General features: G+C 39.6%; 14 protein-coding genes. 3 read left to right on the top strand and 11 right to left on the bottom strand.

What is annotated here, in order from left to right:
* Positions 1–58: 58 nt before the first annotated feature.
* The 4 genes from pepF to MKX82_RS09630 form a co-directional block, all read right to left on the bottom strand.
* Entirely contained in the window at positions 59–1,852 is a 1,794-nt protein-coding gene (gene pepF / locus MKX82_RS09645) for an oligoendopeptidase F (RefSeq protein ID WP_341076734.1), read from the bottom strand.
* A gap of 198 nt (positions 1,853–2,050) precedes the next feature.
* A complete protein-coding gene (locus MKX82_RS09640; protein WP_233314755.1) occupies positions 2,051–3,166 on the bottom strand; it encodes an NADH-dependent flavin oxidoreductase in 1,116 nt (371 codons plus the stop codon).
* Between the two features lie 219 nt (positions 3,167–3,385).
* Positions 3,386–4,201 (bottom strand): STAS domain-containing protein, encoded by an 816-nt coding sequence (locus MKX82_RS09635; RefSeq protein WP_341076732.1) that lies wholly within the window; start codon positions 4,199–4,201, stop codon positions 3,386–3,388.
* Positions 4,202–4,537: 336 nt separating this feature from the next.
* On the bottom strand, positions 4,538–4,738 hold the full coding sequence (locus tag MKX82_RS09630) for an IDEAL domain-containing protein (RefSeq protein ID WP_233313928.1): 201 nt from the start codon (positions 4,736–4,738) through the stop codon (positions 4,538–4,540).
* A 177-nt stretch (positions 4,739–4,915) separates the two neighbouring features.
* Here MKX82_RS09630 and MKX82_RS09625 point away from each other — a divergent pair, with 177 nt between their 5' ends.
* Positions 4,916–5,725 carry a Cof-type HAD-IIB family hydrolase gene (locus MKX82_RS09625; protein WP_233313929.1) on the top strand — a complete coding sequence of 270 codons (810 nt, stop codon included), beginning with the start codon at positions 4,916–4,918 and terminating at the stop codon, positions 5,723–5,725.
* 59 nt (positions 5,726–5,784) lie between these two features.
* Positions 5,785–6,642, top strand: a complete 858-nt coding sequence (locus MKX82_RS09620; RefSeq protein WP_233313930.1) for a dimethylarginine dimethylaminohydrolase family protein — start codon at positions 5,785–5,787, stop codon at positions 6,640–6,642.
* Positions 6,643–6,683: 41 nt separating this feature from the next.
* On the opposite strand, the gene MKX82_RS09615 is transcribed toward MKX82_RS09620, so the two are convergent.
* From MKX82_RS09615 to MKX82_RS09605, 3 genes are all read right to left on the bottom strand, one after another.
* Positions 6,684–7,754 (bottom strand): branched-chain amino acid aminotransferase, encoded by a 1,071-nt coding sequence (locus MKX82_RS09615; protein WP_233313931.1) that lies wholly within the window; start codon positions 7,752–7,754, stop codon positions 6,684–6,686.
* 190 nt (positions 7,755–7,944) lie between these two features.
* Positions 7,945–9,339 (bottom strand): M20/M25/M40 family metallo-hydrolase, encoded by a 1,395-nt coding sequence (locus MKX82_RS09610; protein ID WP_341079485.1) that lies wholly within the window; start codon positions 9,337–9,339, stop codon positions 7,945–7,947.
* Positions 9,340–9,526: 187 nt separating this feature from the next.
* Positions 9,527–9,658, bottom strand: a complete 132-nt coding sequence (locus tag MKX82_RS09605; protein WP_267913281.1) for a hypothetical protein — start codon at positions 9,656–9,658, stop codon at positions 9,527–9,529.
* A 417-nt stretch (positions 9,659–10,075) separates the two neighbouring features.
* Here MKX82_RS09605 and MKX82_RS09600 point away from each other — a divergent pair, with 417 nt between their 5' ends.
* Entirely contained in the window at positions 10,076–11,206 is a 1,131-nt protein-coding gene (locus tag MKX82_RS09600) for a CAP domain-containing protein (RefSeq protein WP_341076722.1), read from the top strand.
* Between the two features lie 38 nt (positions 11,207–11,244).
* On the opposite strand, the gene MKX82_RS09595 is transcribed toward MKX82_RS09600, so the two are convergent.
* The 4 genes from MKX82_RS09595 to MKX82_RS09580 form a co-directional block, all read right to left on the bottom strand.
* Entirely contained in the window at positions 11,245–12,156 is a 912-nt protein-coding gene (locus MKX82_RS09595; RefSeq protein ID WP_237941382.1) for an AEC family transporter, read from the bottom strand.
* A 63-nt stretch (positions 12,157–12,219) separates the two neighbouring features.
* Complete coding sequence (locus MKX82_RS09590) at positions 12,220–13,482, bottom strand: L-lactate MFS transporter (protein ID WP_341076719.1); 1,263 nt, start codon at positions 13,480–13,482, stop codon at positions 12,220–12,222.
* A gap of 49 nt (positions 13,483–13,531) precedes the next feature.
* The gene (gene purT / locus MKX82_RS09585) at positions 13,532–14,722 is read right to left on the bottom strand and encodes a formate-dependent phosphoribosylglycinamide formyltransferase (protein WP_233313935.1); all 1,191 of its coding nucleotides are present in this window, start codon (positions 14,720–14,722) and stop codon (positions 13,532–13,534) included.
* A 247-nt stretch (positions 14,723–14,969) separates the two neighbouring features.
* A complete protein-coding gene (locus MKX82_RS09580; RefSeq protein ID WP_341076714.1) occupies positions 14,970–16,271 on the bottom strand; it encodes an allantoinase in 1,302 nt (433 codons plus the stop codon).
* Between the last annotated feature and the right edge of the window lie 26 nt (positions 16,272–16,297).

Below are 16,297 nucleotides of genomic sequence, written 5' to 3'. Positions count from 1 at the left end.
AACTTGTTCCTAACGGTTCAAGAAAGCCGTATACAAAGTATACGGCTTTAACCAATTTTTAACCCTTTTTTGTCATCTCTTCTACAAGAGAGTGGAAAATAGACATTGCTTGTTCTATTGGTTCTGGAGTAGTTAAGTCAACACCAGTTTTTTTCAGCAATTCTAATGGGAAATCTGAGCTGCCGCTCTTTAAGAATTCTAAATAGCTATCCAAGTCTTCCTGTTTGCCTTCCAAAAGCTTATCAGCAATTGTAATAGCAGAAGCAAAGCCTGTTGCATACTTATAAACATAGAACGGACGATAAAAATGCGGAATTCTTGACCACCTGTGCTTCACTTCATCATCAAGGACTAGCTCGCTGCCATTGTAAGCTTTAAAAAGAGTCTCATAAGTCTCATTGAAAAAATCAAGTGTTAGCGGTTCTCCCTTTTCTGCTTTCTCATGTACCTCTTTTTCGAACTCGCTAAACATTACTTGCGTGAAGAAAGTCCCTTTAAAGCTGTCGATAAAGTGGTTCAATAAATGCTCCCGTTTTTTCGGATCTGTTTCTGTTTTTAACAGATACCGAATCAGCAAGACTTCATTGACTGTTGATGCAACTTCAGCTACAAAGATGCTGTATCCTGCACTGATTGCCGGCTGATGCTTATTACTGAGATAAGAATGCATCCCATGGCCGCACTCATGCGCCAATGTAAAAAGACTGTCAAGGTCATCTCGGTGATTCAACAGGATGAATGGGTGTACCCCGTATACTCCTAGATTATAAGCTCCCGACCTTTTCCCCGGTGTCTCTCTCACATCAAAATAACGTTTTTCCTTAAAGCTTTTCAAAACATCAATATACTCAGACCCAAGCGGCTCTAAGCTTTTCAGCATAATATCATAGGCTTCATCAAATGAGATTTCCTGCTTCGCTGCCTCGCCTGCAAGGGGAACACTTAAGTCATATGCATGCAGCTCATCGACACCTAATTTTTGCTTGCGGTATTGCATATATTCATCCATATATTTTAAATTATTTCTAGTTGATTCTATCAGGTTCTCGTAAACTTCCTTTGGAACCCGATCACCAAACAAACTTTTTTCAAGGGCTGAAGGATAATTGCGCAGTTTGGATGTTTTAACATTATTTTTGACTGCAGATGAAAAAGTTGCTGCAATTGTATTCTTGAGTCCGAGATAAGGTTGATAGTATGCCTTGTAGGCCTCGATTCTTTTTTCTCTATCATCGCTTTCCATCAGCTTTGAATACATACCTCTTGTCAGCTCTACTTTGTTTCCGTTCTCATCTGTCACATCCCCAAACTTAATATCTGCATTATTAATCATCCCGAACACTTGGCTTGGAACAGACAGGGACTCCCCTAATTCTGATAAGATTTCTTCCTTTTCTTTGCTTAAAACATGCTTTTTATAGGCAAACGACTCCAGCAAATCCTTTTCAAAATATTTCAAGCCTTCTTCTTGCGCAATATATGCTTTTAATTGGCTCTCTTCCAGGCTTAAAAGATACGGCATAAAAAACGAGCTTGCGCTGCTCCATTTTTGTCCTGCACTTCTCGCTTGGTCTACAAGGCTTTGAGCGCTGTTATTTCTGGTATCTGTATCAAGCAGCAGCATGCCGTAAGCGAAAACCTTCCTATATATGTAACCGATTTCTTCAGATAGCTTTAGATAGGCAAGCAAGCTTTTGGCATCGTTTATATTATCATTGTAGGTAGCAATATCGCCAACCTTTTCACTGACTATGTCCAAATCTGCTTTCCAAGCTTGCTCTGTTTCGTACAGATCACTAAGATTCCATTTCTCTATGTCTTTTACTTCATTTCTGTCTTTATAAGAAATCATCTGCAGCCTCCTCATTTGTTTAAGTTTATTCCATCATAATGGATAGCATTTACTCCTGTCCAAAAATTAACACTATTGTTTTAGCAGAAAAATTTTCTGCTTTAGAAGATTAGTTTATGCAGGAAACTAATTTGTCATGAATCTTTTGCGCTGTTAAAGAAAAGCCCCCGGAGATAATCGCCGGGGGGCAAGAATTGCTTATACTCCTGGGAACCAGCCAGGAGAGTTGATAATTGCATTCCAAAGCGGATCTGGCACTACCAGTTCCTTCTGCTTGCTTTTATCTAATACAGAAACAATTTCACTTTCTCTGCCTTCCTCGATTTTTTGAACAAAATCAGGATCGATAATGAGCTCACGGCCAATAGCTAAAAGATCAATATCTGTTTCAAAGGCTTTTTTTGCATCATCTGCTGTATACACGCTGCCGACACCAATCACTGGCACACGTCCATTGACACGCTCGATAATCCATTCAATTCTGGATTTGCTATCATCAGCGCCACGTCTTGGTGCTGACCAGAACTCTTGTAAGGAAGCATGCAAATAATCTAGATTTTTGTCTGCAAGTGCATCAATCAAGGCAAATGTTTCCTCCATCGTTAAACCTGGAGTTTCCGGTTCTTCTGGAGAGAAACGATAACCAACAATAAATGGCTCTGTTGCTTTTTCTGCTTCTTTTTTCACAGCATCAACAACAGCAAGCGGGAATGCCATTCTATTCTCTAGAGTACCGCCCCATTTGTCGTTGCGTCTATTTGTGTGCGGTGAATAAAACTGCTGAAGCAAATATCCGTTTGCGCCATGGATTTCAACACCATCAAACCCTGCTTCCACAGCACGTCTTGTTGTTTCACCGAATGCTGTGATAATTTCAAGAATCTCTTCTTCTTTTAAAGGTCTAGGAGCTGGATTATTGTCTTGTGCAACATCGCTGGCACTTACAAGCTCACCATTAGGCACTAGGTTTGGAGGACAAGATCTGCCGCCATGGAAGATTTGCAGAATTGCTTTCGCCCCTTCTTTTTTTATTGCAGATGCAAGTTCTCTTAAAGACGGAATGAATTCATCAGAATATGCAGCAAATTCTCCCGGGAAGCCTTTGCCGTTTTCTGTTACATATGTACATGCAGTAATAACCATGCTGACACCTTTAGAACGTCTAGCATAATAGTCAACCTCAGCTTTGGTAACTGTGCCGTCCTCGTTTGATGAGAAATTAGTCATTGGCGCCATTACTAAACGATTTCTCAGTTCCAGCTTATTTGCCAAGTTCAATGGTTGGAAAAGCTTTTCGGATTGATTGCTCAAAATTAACACTCCTTTTAAATTATATTTACATAATGTTTCTTGATTAAATGAACTTCTGCTTCACTCCTGTAGTATGCCTTTATCAGGGTGAATTATTGAAGTAATGTCATCTTAATATTCTCGCACTTAAATAGTCAAACGATTGAACTCGGCCAAAAACAAAAAAGCACCCTTGGTGTTACCAAGCGGTGCTGTACTTATATAAAAATAACTTTAAATCGGTTACTTCAAAGACTCCAGTGCCTGCTTAAGATTAGCATAAACCTTGATTGCCGCCATATTTAATCTTGTTTCCACAACTGTTTGAGCAAGCTGCGGGCGCAAGCCGGTTACAAGGACCTTGATGCCAAGGAGCTGAAGCACCTCGCCTAATTGGTACAGATAAGAAGCGATTTCCGAATCTATATTTTTAATGCCAGAGTAATCTGTAATAAGATATTCAAGCTGAAGCCCAGCTATATGGGGGACAACTTTTTCCATTATATACGAAGCTCTGTAGGCATCGATTAAGCCAACAAGCGGCAGAACAGCTACACCTTCTTTTACAAGCACAACTGGGGCAGACAGCTCCGCCAATTCCTGCTGGGCTTTCTTTCGGTAACTTTCTGATAAACATTCATAAGTGGAGACTGTTTCACTTAAGCTAGTGTCGAGTATATCGTCAACCATTTTTATTAAAAAAGCATTCTCACTAAGAGCTAGTCCAAACTTAATGCTTAACTCTGTCAGCAGCTCATTAAAAATCTTCCTTGTCGGCTGGTAGCGGATAACGATTTCTGAAATTCTTCCTCCTGCGTTCAATTGCTGTTCAGCATTGTGCTTACTCCAAGCAATTAAATCCGCTGGCACTCCTGACACACCTGTATTAAGTGACTTGCCTAAAAACCCTAAAAACTCTTTGTACATGAGAAATGCATTATTTCTCTCGTCATCAGGGATGCTTAAATCTAAACTGCTGAGAACTCCCTCTACTATTCTATGAGCAAGGACTTCTGTATTTTCCTCTATGTACTCAGCCACTTTACACATTGTTGTCATATATCATTCCCACCCTTTACCCCAATAGTATAACTAGATTATAACGCAAAAAAGGGCGGTTTTGGGAGAAATATTCCGTCTTTATTGCAGCTAATTTGACTATAAAAAAATAATAGCTTGCAACAAATTAATAGATATGGTATATTTATTTCTGCGATGAGCTCTATTGAATAAGTCAATAAACGCTAATGTGCTATGTGGAGCACAGTTTATTGCCTCAATAACGTAAGGACACCATTTTTGGTGTCCTTTTTCATTTTTTTCAAACGAACAACAAAAAGCATGAAGATTTGCATCTCCATGCTTTGATATATAACGACTATTATTAAAAACTATTTAGGAGATCAACTTGTTTAGTTCTTCTGTTAAACGAAGAAACTCAGGCTTATCACCAGCGATTAATGTTGCATCAATCTGCTTTTTTAGACTCTGTTTCTTGAAATTATAAAGGGCTTTCTCCAAGACCATTTCAGCTAATAAAGAATCAACTACATTTCCTTCAGACTGTTGTGGTGCATTTAATAAATACTTTTCCATTTGAATCAACCCCTTTGCTTTTTTATATTATAGCAACAATTTTCTGATAATTCAAATACTTTTTCGAGGTAATTTCTCCCTTTTTCTAATAAGAAAAAAATCTCCCTTTCCGCTATAATCTCAACTGATATTCATGTATTCTTAAGATGTAGAATAAATTTTTTTAAGGAGATACAAATGAAATATAAAATGATTGTACTAGACATGGATGACACATTGCTTCAGGATGACCATACGGTCTCAGAAGCGACAAAGGCAGCATTGATTAAAGCACAGGAACAAGGGGTTAAGGTAGTTCTTGCTTCAGGCAGACCTACTTTTGCGATGTGGGATACTGCAAGAGAACTACATCTGTCTGATTATGGCAGCTATATCCTTTCATTTAACGGCGCGAAAATCACCAATTGCCGAACAAATGAAGAGATTTTCAGCAGTACGCTTTTACCAGAGGTTGTACACCAGCTGTTTGAATTGAGTAAAAGAGAAAAGGTTTGGCTTCATACATATGTTGGCGATACTATTGTGACAGAAGAAAACAATCCATTTACGGAGATTGAAGCACAAATAACTGGGCTGCCAATCAAAGCTGTGCCTAACTTTGTTGATTACATAAAAGACCCTGTTGTAAAGGTATTAATGGTTAAAGAAGAGGATATTCTGAAAAATGTGGAGAAAGTATTACAGACAGAACTTTCAGAGCAACTGAGTGTTATGCGCTCCAAACCGTTTTTCCTTGAATTCACGGAGAAAGGTGTTACTAAAGGCACAAGCCTATCATTATTGATTGATCGCCTTGGCATCACAAGAGAAGAAGTTATCGCAATGGGAGACAGCTATAATGATGCCGCAATGATTGAATTTGCAGGTCTTGGCATTGCAATGGGCAACGCTCCTGACGACATTAAGCTAATAGCCGATTATGTAACAGATACAAACAATAATGACGGAGTTGCCAAAGCGGTCGAAAAATTTATTTTAAACGCTTAAAAGCTTATTTTGTCAGCTTGTGAATGGATTGCCCAAAACTTAAAAAATGGAGGATTAATATGAAGAATGATCAATTGTTGATTGGGAGCCACAGCGAATATGCCCCATTAAAAAAAGTGATTTTAACATCTCCATTATATATGACTATTAAAGAACCAATAAATGCGATCCAAAAGCAGTATATGAAAGAAAATATTGATACAGAATTAGCTGTTAAACAGCATCAAGGCTTTGTTGAAGCTTTGAAAGCTGAAGGCATTGAAGTTGTGCTCCTTCCTGCTGAGAAGCAATTCCCTGAACAGGTATTTACTAGAGATATCGGCTTTACACTTGGTGATCAAATGTTCGTTGCGAAAATGGGGCATGATGTCCGTAAAGGAGAAGAGCATGTTCTGTTAAACTGGCTGAACGAGCAGGAAATTTCTTTTACGAAATTAAACAGTGACAAGATTGAAGGCGGTGATGTGCTGATTGACGGCTCGACCATTTATGTCGGTGTCAGCAATCGCACAAATGAACAAGCCATTAATCATCTTCAAAGCTTGCTGCCTAACTATGAAGTGATTGCTGTTCCATTCACAGACAGCTTTTTACATCTTGATTGTGTATTCAATATTCTTTCGCCGCATGATGCGCTGATTTATCCTGGGGAAATTGATAAAGATAAATTGGAATTGTTAAAGAAGCGGTATTCTCTCATTGAGGTGACAAAGGAAGAGCAAGCAACACTCGGAACAAATGTACTATCTATCGGTCATAAAAAAGTCATCAGTCTTCCCATTAATAAAGGTGTAAATAGTGAGCTGCGCAAACGCGGTTTTACAGTGATTGAGGTTGATATAACGGAAATCATTAAGTCAGGCGGAGCCTTCCGCTGCTGCACACTTCCTTTGTACAGGGAAACACAGACAACATAATTAAAAGAGCCGCTGCCATGATTGACAGCGGCTCTTTTATTTTATACTTCGACTGTCCAGCCAAACGGATCTTCTGCTCTTCCGTTTTGGATGTCTGTCAATGTATCATAGACTTTTTTCGCAAGCTCGCCAGTTTCTCCGTTATTAAGAGTAATGGATGTTTCATTCCATAAGAACTCACCAATTGGAGAAATAACCGCTGCTGTTCCTGTACCGAATGCTTCTTTCAACTCACCATTTTTATGAGCTTCAAAAATCTCTTCAACAGAAATTCTGCGTTCAACTACAGGGATATCCCAATGTTTAAGAAGATCCATGACGCTTCTTCTTGTCACACCTTCAAGGATGCTTCCGTTTAATGCTGGTGTAATAACTTCATCACCAATCTTGAAGAATACGTTCATCGCGCCTACTTCTTCTACATATTTCTTTTCGACTCCATCAAGCCATAATACTTGAGAATAGCCTTTTTGTGTAGCGATTTGCTGCGCTTTTAAGCTTGCTGCGTAGTTACCAGCTGTTTTTGCAGAGCCAGTTCCGCCAGCAACGGCACGGACATACTCATTTTCAACAAAGATTTTTACAGGTTTAACACCTTCTTTGTAGTATGAACCAACCGGTGACAAGATGATCATGAATTTATAGCTGATAGAAGCCGCAACACCTAAAAATGGTTGTGTAGAAATAACGAAAGGACGGATATACAGGGAAGTTCCTTCTCCTGATGGAATCCAATCTTTATCAATATTAATCAGCTGCTTTAAAGCATCAAGAGCGAAATCCTCATCAATTTCTGGAATGCAAAGACGCTCATTTGATTTGTTCAGACGTTCCATATTTTTTTCCGGTCTGAAAAGCAATACTTTTTCTTCTTTTGTCAAATATGCTTTCATACCTTCAAAAACTGCTTGCCCGTAGTGGAAAATAACTGAAGCAGGATCTAACGTGATTGGCTGATATGGTAGAATTTGAGCATTATGCCAGCCGTTCTCTACTGTATAGTCCATCATGAACATATGATCCGTAAATACTTTACCGAATTCCAATTTAGACGGATCTGGCTTCGGTTTCTTTTCTGCAGCTAATGTTACTGTGATTGTTTGTTCACTCACGTTGAAAAACTCCTTCATATGTAAATTATTATTTCTATCTATTATAACGTAACTTTTCTGGAGGAAAAGAGGAATATATATTTTTTTAAAAACTTTTTTTGCTTAACCATCTTATTGTTATAGCACAAATAAAAAGAAATACGCGCCATAAAATGGACTGGCGCTATATTTCTTTCCAAAAAATATTTGCTTACAGTTCTATTTTCTCTTGCTTTAATGCTGCCGGAAAACCTTTAAGCATATGGGCCATATAAACAATTCCTTGTTCATAATCTGATGTGCGGATGCTCTCATTCGGTGCGTGAGCCTTGCTGCCGACCCAGCCAACTCCTGTGCTGACAATCGGCAAATTCAAAATTCTGCCAAAATCAAACATCGGTCCTGTTCCTGCCGAGTTTGGTGCGAGCACAACATCACTATTGTAAACCTCTTTAGCTGACTGCTGTACATGACTGATAAACGGATGACTGAAATCCGAGCGGTACGCTTTCTGACCGTTAATCAACTTTACAGACACATCATCGAAACCATGCTTTTTCAAATGATTCACAACACATTCAAAAATATGGTTCGGATCTTGACCAGGCACAAGGCGGCAATCCAGCTTCATTTTTGCGCTTTTTGGCAGAACTGTTTTTGCTCCTTCCCCTGTATAGCCGCTTTCGATCCCGCAAATTGTCATTGTCGGTTCAAAAACCATTGCATAACGAGGGTCCTTTCCTAAAGCCTCTGTTATTAAAGGCCTTTTTAACCCATACAGCTCCTGAACTGCTTCTTCATTGAACGGCAATGACTGAACGACCTCCTCCTCTGCAGGAGATGGTGGTGTTATTCCATCATAAAAACCTTCGACAATAATTTCATTGTGTTCATTGCGCATAGAGGCTAAGGCATGAACAAGTCTCCACGCTGCATTGTCGACATACGCTCCTACCGAGGAGTGCATATCGATGTCAGCACCTACTGCTGTTAGCTCCAAATAAGCCATCCCTTTAATGCCTGCTACCATGCTGATCCGCTCTTGTTCATCCTTTCCGCCAAATTCCCAAATGCAGGCATCAGCTTGAAACAATTCAGCATACTTTTCTAAATAAGGAGTCAAGTTAGGGCTTCCTATCTCTTCTTCTCCTTCAATAAGGAACTTAATATTACAGGGAAGACCGCCTTCTGTTTCCTGTAGCACTTTAATGGCTGTAAGTCTCGCGATTGTGTCCCCTTTATTATCAGAAACTCCCCTTGCAAACAGTTTTCCGTCGCGCACGGTAGGTACAAACGGTTCAGTCACCCATTCATCAAGAGGATCGGCAGGCTGCACATCATAATGGTTATAATAAAGAAGCGTACTAGTCGAATCCCCCTTCTCTCCTGCTGGGAAAAATCCATAAACAACTGGGTTTCCACCAAGATCATCTAGCACCTGAACGTCACCGCCGAAATCCTTTATCACACCAGAAATATACTCCACTGTTTCTGGAATGAACTTGTTTTGCGCAGATACTGTTTCTAACTGTAAATATTGTTCTAAAATAGCAAAGGATTGTTCTAAATTTTCCTTTGTCTTCGTTTCAATTGCTTGTAAATCCATTTTTTCCATATTGCCAGCTCCTTTATATTTAGATACTCTATTGTTTCGCCAACCGAAGAAAAAAACCTGCTATTTTTCAAAATATTTTATAAATTAAAAAAATAATTTTAGTCACAAAAAAAATCTAAATCAGTTCGGAAAAGAAAGATCGTCTTTTCAAAAGTGATTTAGACTTTATTAGATAAGTTTAATTCCAGTTTTTCGTATCTTCAAGCAGATCATCAATCTCAATAGTTTTGATGTTCCATTCACTGACACAGCTAGCCAGATCCAGCGTGTCTTGCAGAAGCTGGTCTATATCGGCTCTAATTAATTGCATTTTGTAGCCTCCTTTAGTGCCTAATCATGCTTAGTAATGCCCCCTTGAAACAATTCTTAAACGACTATTTCTCTAGTTATTACAATTGCTGCATTACAAGTATGTAGCACTTTATAGCTTGGAAACTATATCCATGCTGTTGTTTTACATGCTCATTATAGCATGTTTTTATCAATTAGCCCATTACGCCCAAATTACATGAACATTACAGCCTGTAATACTGTCTTTCGCCAATAGATTAGCAAGTTTTTCCTCTTACTCAAAAGATGTTTCACTTATTGGAAGATGGTATACTTGAAACTATATATTCCCTTCAAACGTCTGTCTATATTCGTTAATTTCTAGCAAAAATTAATCATTTGCTTATGTTTTTTCCTGATTCAGGCAATCATGGAGAGGAAATGGAGGGATTTAATTTTGAGAAGGCTTATAAAACTGGCGTTGCTCATTTTAATTGTCTACGTCGGAGTGCAATATATACAGCATAAATTTGGCACGGAAACGATACCGAATGCGATTGATTATGCAAAAGCCGAAGTGAACGAGCAGGAAGCTGCTAATTTTATTGAAAAATTTATTGAGCAAAGTAAACAGATTTTCCAAGATACACAAGATATCCTCCCAGACTGGGATACTGGTGCGGAAACGGAACAGACGAAGCAGGCAGAAAAACCGGAATTAGAGACACCAGCTCATCAGACCTTTTCGATTTATAATATTCAAATGGGTGATTCGAAGGAAGCAGTTGAGCAGGAATTAGGTAAACCGCAGCGTACATCTATGAATGAGTACGGCATATCATGGAATACGTACCACGAAAACTATCAAAATTTTGTTATGGTAGGATTTGATTCCAATAAAAAGGTAGCAGCGCTGTATACAAATCAAGATTTGATTTCCTCTACAAACGGAGTGAAAAAAGGCAGCAGTAAAGACAGTGTCTTGAAGACGTTAGGAAATCCCCTCGATGAACTGACAAAAGGCTTTGTCCGTTATAAATTTCCAGAAGACAGAGATTATGAAGTTTTTGAGATGGACGGCAGTTATGTCACCGTATTTTTTGATAAGCATGAAAACAATACAGTAACGGCAATGCAGATTGTGACAACTGAGCTTGAAGAGGACAGAAGTGATTTCTATACAGACGGAAGCGCCCAACTGGAAGAGGGCTTTGAATTCCAGCTGTTTGATTTAACGAACGCCAGCAGGGTTAACAACGGTCTTGGCGTATTGACATGGGAAGATAATGTAAAGGTAACCGCAAGGAAGCACAGTGAGGATATGGCGAAAAACAACTATTTCGACCATACAAACCTCGATGGTGAGTCCCCATTTGACCGGATGCTCTCTGACGGCATTAAGTATACAATGGCTGGTGAAAATCTTGCTTACGGGCAATACAGCAGTATTTTTGCACATGAAGGTTTAATGAACTCTTTAGGACATCGGGAGAATATTCTGCAGGAAGGCTTTACTTACCTAGGTGTCGGTGTTGCTTTCAATGAAAAATCACAGCCGTATTATACGGAAAACTTTATTACAAAATAAAAACAAGGCTATCCTGCAAAAGGAATAGCCTTGTTTGTTTACACAATCATATTTCCTATCACCCATAACAAGACAAAGCTGATAAGGATAGACAGGTTTGCTGCTGTGCCGACAAATCTCTGATTATACTTAAACTCTACACTGTAAGGTAATACAGAGGAGGCCATCGGCAGAATAAGACCAATCAGGACTGTATAGCGGAACATATCATCGACTGGCAGAAGGAAGAACCCTAATGTTCCAACAAGTAAACCGACACCATAGCGCAACCCTAATACCCTTCCAATGCCCTTCCAGTGGCTTTTTTCAAATGAAAAATTCAAATAGATTCCTAGAAGCAGTAAAGACAGAGGCATATTAGCCTGAGAGATGACAGAACTGATGTCTATAACAGCAGTCGGCAGTGGCAAGCCGGTAATATTAATGATAAATATGACCACATATGTCATTAACGGGATTGATTTGCCCATTTTGCCGGCAACATGCTTGAAGTTCAGCACAACGCCTTCCTTTGCATAATAGCTTCCAATTAAATAACTGACTCCAAATGTAATAATAGCATTACCAATATCGAACATGCCGAAATACTTTAATCCTGCTTCTCCCCAGATACCTTGAACTAAAGGATAAGCAAACAAGCCTATGTTAAACCCAGGGATCAGCATGCCAAGCATCCCTTTATCTCTCCGCTCCTCCTTTCTGAATAAAAACAAGCCTAATATTGCGACAATGATACCATATACAAAGCCTAGGACCATCAGCATCATCAGGGAGGAATCGATTGTTATACGATGAAATGTTACGATGATTAAACTTGGCAACGTAACATTAAAAATAAGGCGTGCCATCGCTTCCCCGTCTTTTTCCTTGAGGATCTGCCACTTCTTCAAACAATAGCCTAGGGCAATTATAATGAAGGAAATGATAAACTGATTATTAAAGTTTTCCATATTGCTAATCTCCAATCATAAGAGGAAAACTCAAAAAAAGGTCAGGGGTTTACCCCCAACCTATTAAATGCTGTTGCCTCCACTAATTTCTTTATTCATCAACTTAATCTTTTTAATATCCAAACGGATTAATAAGGAGATTGTCAGTGAAACGATGAACATACAGGAAAAGACAATCAACGTCTCCTGATAGCTTCCTGTCGTGTCTCTGATCCATGAGACAAACCTAGGACCAGCAATACCTGCTGCAGACCACGCTGTCAGTATATAGCCATGAATGGCACCAAGCTGTTTCGTTCCGAACATATCTCCAATATACGCAGGGATCGATGCAAATCCTCCCCCGTAACAAGACATTATGATACATACTATTATAGAGAAAGTAATAGCGTCTTGTAAATGAGGCAATACAAAAAAGGCAGCAATTTGAATCGCAAAAAACAATGTGTATACATTAGGACGACCAATATAATCGGAAACAGATGCCCATGCAATTCTTCCTAATCCGTTAAATACACCCATAATACCGACTAATACGGCGGCTCCTGTAACGGACATTCCAGCAAGCTCTTGTCCCATTGGAGATGCAACAGCCAATATGGCAATTCCACACGTAATATTAATGAAAAGCATTGTCCATAAAGCCCAGAATCTTTTTGTTTTTATTGCTTCATTGGCTGTCGATTGAGCTAAATCAGCTTTCGGAGCAGCAGCCCCTGTCTCCAATGCCTTCTTGTAGCCAGCAGGTACATAGCCTTTTGGAGGCGGAGCCAAATATTGAGCTGAAGCTAGTATTATTATAAAATAGATGATTGCCAAAATATAAAATGTAGAAGGTATACCAACAGAGCTAATCAACTTATTCATAATCGGACTGCTGATCATGGAAGCAAAGCCGAACCCCATTATAGCCAGCCCTGTTGCCAGCCCTCGTTTATCAGGGAACCATTTCACCAATGTTGATACTGGCGTAATATAGCCTACTCCAAGACCAATTCCGCCAAATACTCCATAAGTGATATACAAAAGGGGCAAGGATTCAATACTTACCGCAAACCCTGACCCTGCCATTCCTAATCCAAATAGAGCGGCGCAGAGTGTTCCAGCAGCACGGGGACCGAATTTCTCCACGAAATGTCCTAAAAAGGCTGCAGAGAGACCTAAAAATAATATAGCGATACTGAATGTCCAGGAAATGCTTGTTAAACTCCAACTGTACGTTTCTTCCAATGGTTTTGTAAAAACACTCCACGCATAAACAGAGCCAATAGAAATATGAATGCCAACTGCTGAAAGGGCAATTAACCAGCGATTTTTTGTTTTCATAACAGTCTCCCTTGCTTCTTAGTCTAGTTTTTCTGGGCTTAAATAAAATCTATTGTTCGGACTTCCCATAAGTAATCGACAGCTTAGCGTGAGCCTCTCTTGCATCAGCAAGTGCTGCTTCTGCTGTTTCTCCTCTTTGCAAAAGAACAGCTAAGCGTCTGCCGACAACTGCATTCGGTTTTCCAAAAATGCGGATCTGGCTGTCTTTAGATGCTAATGCTTCTTGAACGCCATGGATTTCATAATCCGCACTTTCTCGTGATGCCTTTAAAGTCTTACTTGCACCAGGCGAGTTCAGCCTGATTTGCGGTATAGGCAAGCCCAATACAGCACGGATGTGCAAGGCAAATTCTGATAAATCCTGTGTTGCTAATGTTACCATTCCAGTGTCATGAGGTCTTGGCGACACTTCACTGAAATACACACCATTATCTGTTAGGAAAAGCTCTACACCAAAAAGTCCGTAGCCTCCTAAAGCGTCTGTTATTTGCGCGGCAATTTGCTCTGACTGTTCAAGCTGTTCGGCGGTCATCTGATGAGGCTGCCATGACTCGATATAATCCCCATCCTTTTGGATATGACCAATCGGCGGACAAAAGTGCGTGCCACTGATAGAGCGGACCGTTAACAATGTTATTTCTGAATTAAAGGAGATGAATTCCTCTACAATTACTCGTGTTTTTTTCCCTCTGCCTCCCTCTACCGCTTCTTCCCATGATTTCTTTACATCATCAAGACTGCGGCAGATGCTTTGCCCTTTACCAGATGAACTCATTATCGGCTTAATTACACACGGTACACCGATAGTAACAACGGCATTCTGCAATTCTGCTAAACTGTCTGCAAATTCATACTTCGCTGTTGGCAAATTCAGTTTCTCACTTGCAAGTCGTCTAATTCCTTCCCGGTCCATCGTCAAATGGACAGCATTTGCAGTCGGAATAATATTAAAGCCTTCTCCTTCTAATTCAACGAGCATTTCAGTTGCAATGGCTTCAATCTCAGGCACAATGAAATCAGGCCTTTCTCTGATAATGATTTCTTTAAGTGCTTGGCCATCAAGCATATCGACCACATACGATTTATGTGCTACCTGCATTGCTGGTGCATTTGCATAGCGGTCAACAGCAATCGTGTTAATTCCTAGTCTCTGTGCCTCAATAATCACTTCTTTTCCTAACTCTCCTGCTCCTAGAAGCATTATCTTTTTCGTATGTTTGGAATTTATTGCACCGAACATATAAACAACCCCCTCTATTGTTCGTTCCTTTATTGAGCATAATAACGTACTTCACCTATCAATTTCAAGGTTTTTTTATAAAAATAACGAACATTTTATAAAGTTATATAAATATAGTTCGGTTTTTCCGATTAGAAGAAAAATAAAAAAGAGTGCTTATCGGCACTCTTTGGAGGATAGCGATTTAATTAGTTTAGTTGCTTTCAAATCAATCAAATAGAAGTCTTCAAAAGTGTTTCTTAACCATTCACTTATCTTGAAAAACAGTTCTTCCTCTTAGCATTGTCTGCTTCACCTTTCCACGAAATGTTTTTCCAATATAAGGACTTTGAGTATTTCGATAATAAAGATCTTCTTTTGTTAATGTATATTTCTCACTTATATTAACTAAACAAAGGTCTGCAGCACTGCCAACTGTTATATTCCCTTTATTAGGATATAATCCAAACCGCTTTGCAGGGTTGGTGCTTGTTATCCTCGCAATCACGGAGAGCGGTATACCTCGTTTCCAATAGCCTTCCTCCAGCAGAATAGACAATGTCGACTGACAGCCAGAAATGCCTCCCCATGCCTCTTTAAGACTTCCTTGCTTCATCTCCACTAAAGATGGGGAATGGTCGGAGCCGATTATATCAATTGCTCCTTCCTCAATCGCCTTCCACAGCCCCTCTATTTCTTGGTTATTTCGTAATGGCGGCGCACATTTGGCAACAGCGCCTAGCTGATTCAAATCATCGACAGTCAATGATAAATAATGAGGGCATGTCTCAACAGATACGTTAATCCCTTTTCTTCTGGCAGCTAATATCGGCTGCAGCACCTCACTGCTGCTAATATGTACAATATGAACTTTGCAATTTGTAGCTTCAGCATAAGAAAGAATGCGATTTACTGCTTCTAATTCAGAATAGATTGGTCTTGATGCAGAAAATGCCCCGCCATCCTCTGCTCCGAGCACCTTGCTTAGCTCTTCTGTAATAACATCACTTTCAGCATGAACAGCAAGAATACTGTCAAGGGCTGCTATCTTTTTCATACCAGCAAATAAGGTCTTGTCATCTGCTGCTTCGAAATCTTCAATGCCGCTGTTTGACATAAATGCCTTAAAGCCAATGACACCGCAAGCATGCAGCTCTTCTAGCTCACTAAGATTTTGCGGAACAAGTCCGCCCCAAAGTTTATAATCAACTAATGATTTTTCGTTTGCCAACATGTCCTTTGCTTCGAATCCATATTTATTGACAGTAGGTGGATGACTGTTTAATGGCATATCAAAAAATGTCGTCACTCCTCCTGCTGCCAAGCTTTTACTGCCTGTTGCAAACCCCTCCCACTCTGTTCGTCCTGGTTCATTGAAATGAACATGTGTGTCTATCAGACCTGGAAACACATGCAAACCAGAAGCGGAAATTATTTGAGCATCGTTGTCGATATCAATATCAGTGGCGATATTTGCGATTTTACCATCCTTAATGGCAATATCCGCTTGAATCTCACCTGTCTCTAATACGATTATTCCACCCTTTATGACGACATCATATTGACCCATTCGCTTGCCTCCTTTATTAAAAACCG

It is taken from the genome of Niallia sp. FSL R7-0271 (assembly GCF_038005785.1).
Taxonomy (GTDB): Bacteria; Bacillota; Bacilli; order Bacillales; family Cytobacillaceae; genus Niallia.
This window is presented reverse-complemented; position numbering and strand designations above follow the sequence as displayed.

Excerpts from the sequence above, each read along its gene's own strand:
- pepF (WP_341076734.1), bottom strand. The coding sequence starts at position 1,852 with ATGATTTCTTATAAAGACAGAAATGAAGTAAAAGACATAGAGAAATGG.
- MKX82_RS09635 (WP_341076732.1), bottom strand. The coding sequence starts at position 4,201 with ATGACAACAATGTGTAAAGTGGCTGAGTACATAGAGGAAAATACAGAA.
- MKX82_RS09630 (WP_233313928.1), bottom strand. The coding sequence starts at position 4,738 with ATGGAAAAGTATTTATTAAATGCACCACAACAGTCTGAAGGAAATGTA.
- MKX82_RS09625 (WP_233313929.1), top strand. The coding sequence starts at position 4,916 with ATGAAATATAAAATGATTGTACTAGACATGGATGACACATTGCTTCAG.
- MKX82_RS09620 (WP_233313930.1), top strand. The coding sequence starts at position 5,785 with ATGAAGAATGATCAATTGTTGATTGGGAGCCACAGCGAATATGCCCCA.
- MKX82_RS09610 (WP_341079485.1), bottom strand. The coding sequence starts at position 9,339 with ATGGATTTACAAGCAATTGAAACGAAGACAAAGGAAAATTTAGAACAA.
- MKX82_RS09605 (WP_267913281.1), bottom strand. The coding sequence starts at position 9,658 with ATGCAATTAATTAGAGCCGATATAGACCAGCTTCTGCAAGACACGCTG.
- MKX82_RS09595 (WP_237941382.1), bottom strand. The coding sequence starts at position 12,156 with ATGGAAAACTTTAATAATCAGTTTATCATTTCCTTCATTATAATTGCC.
- MKX82_RS09590 (WP_341076719.1), bottom strand. The coding sequence starts at position 13,482 with ATGAAAACAAAAAATCGCTGGTTAATTGCCCTTTCAGCAGTTGGCATT.
- purT (WP_233313935.1), bottom strand. The coding sequence starts at position 14,722 with ATGTTCGGTGCAATAAATTCCAAACATACGAAAAAGATAATGCTTCTA.
- MKX82_RS09580 (WP_341076714.1), bottom strand. The coding sequence starts at position 16,271 with ATGGGTCAATATGATGTCGTCATAAAGGGTGGAATAATCGTATTAGAG.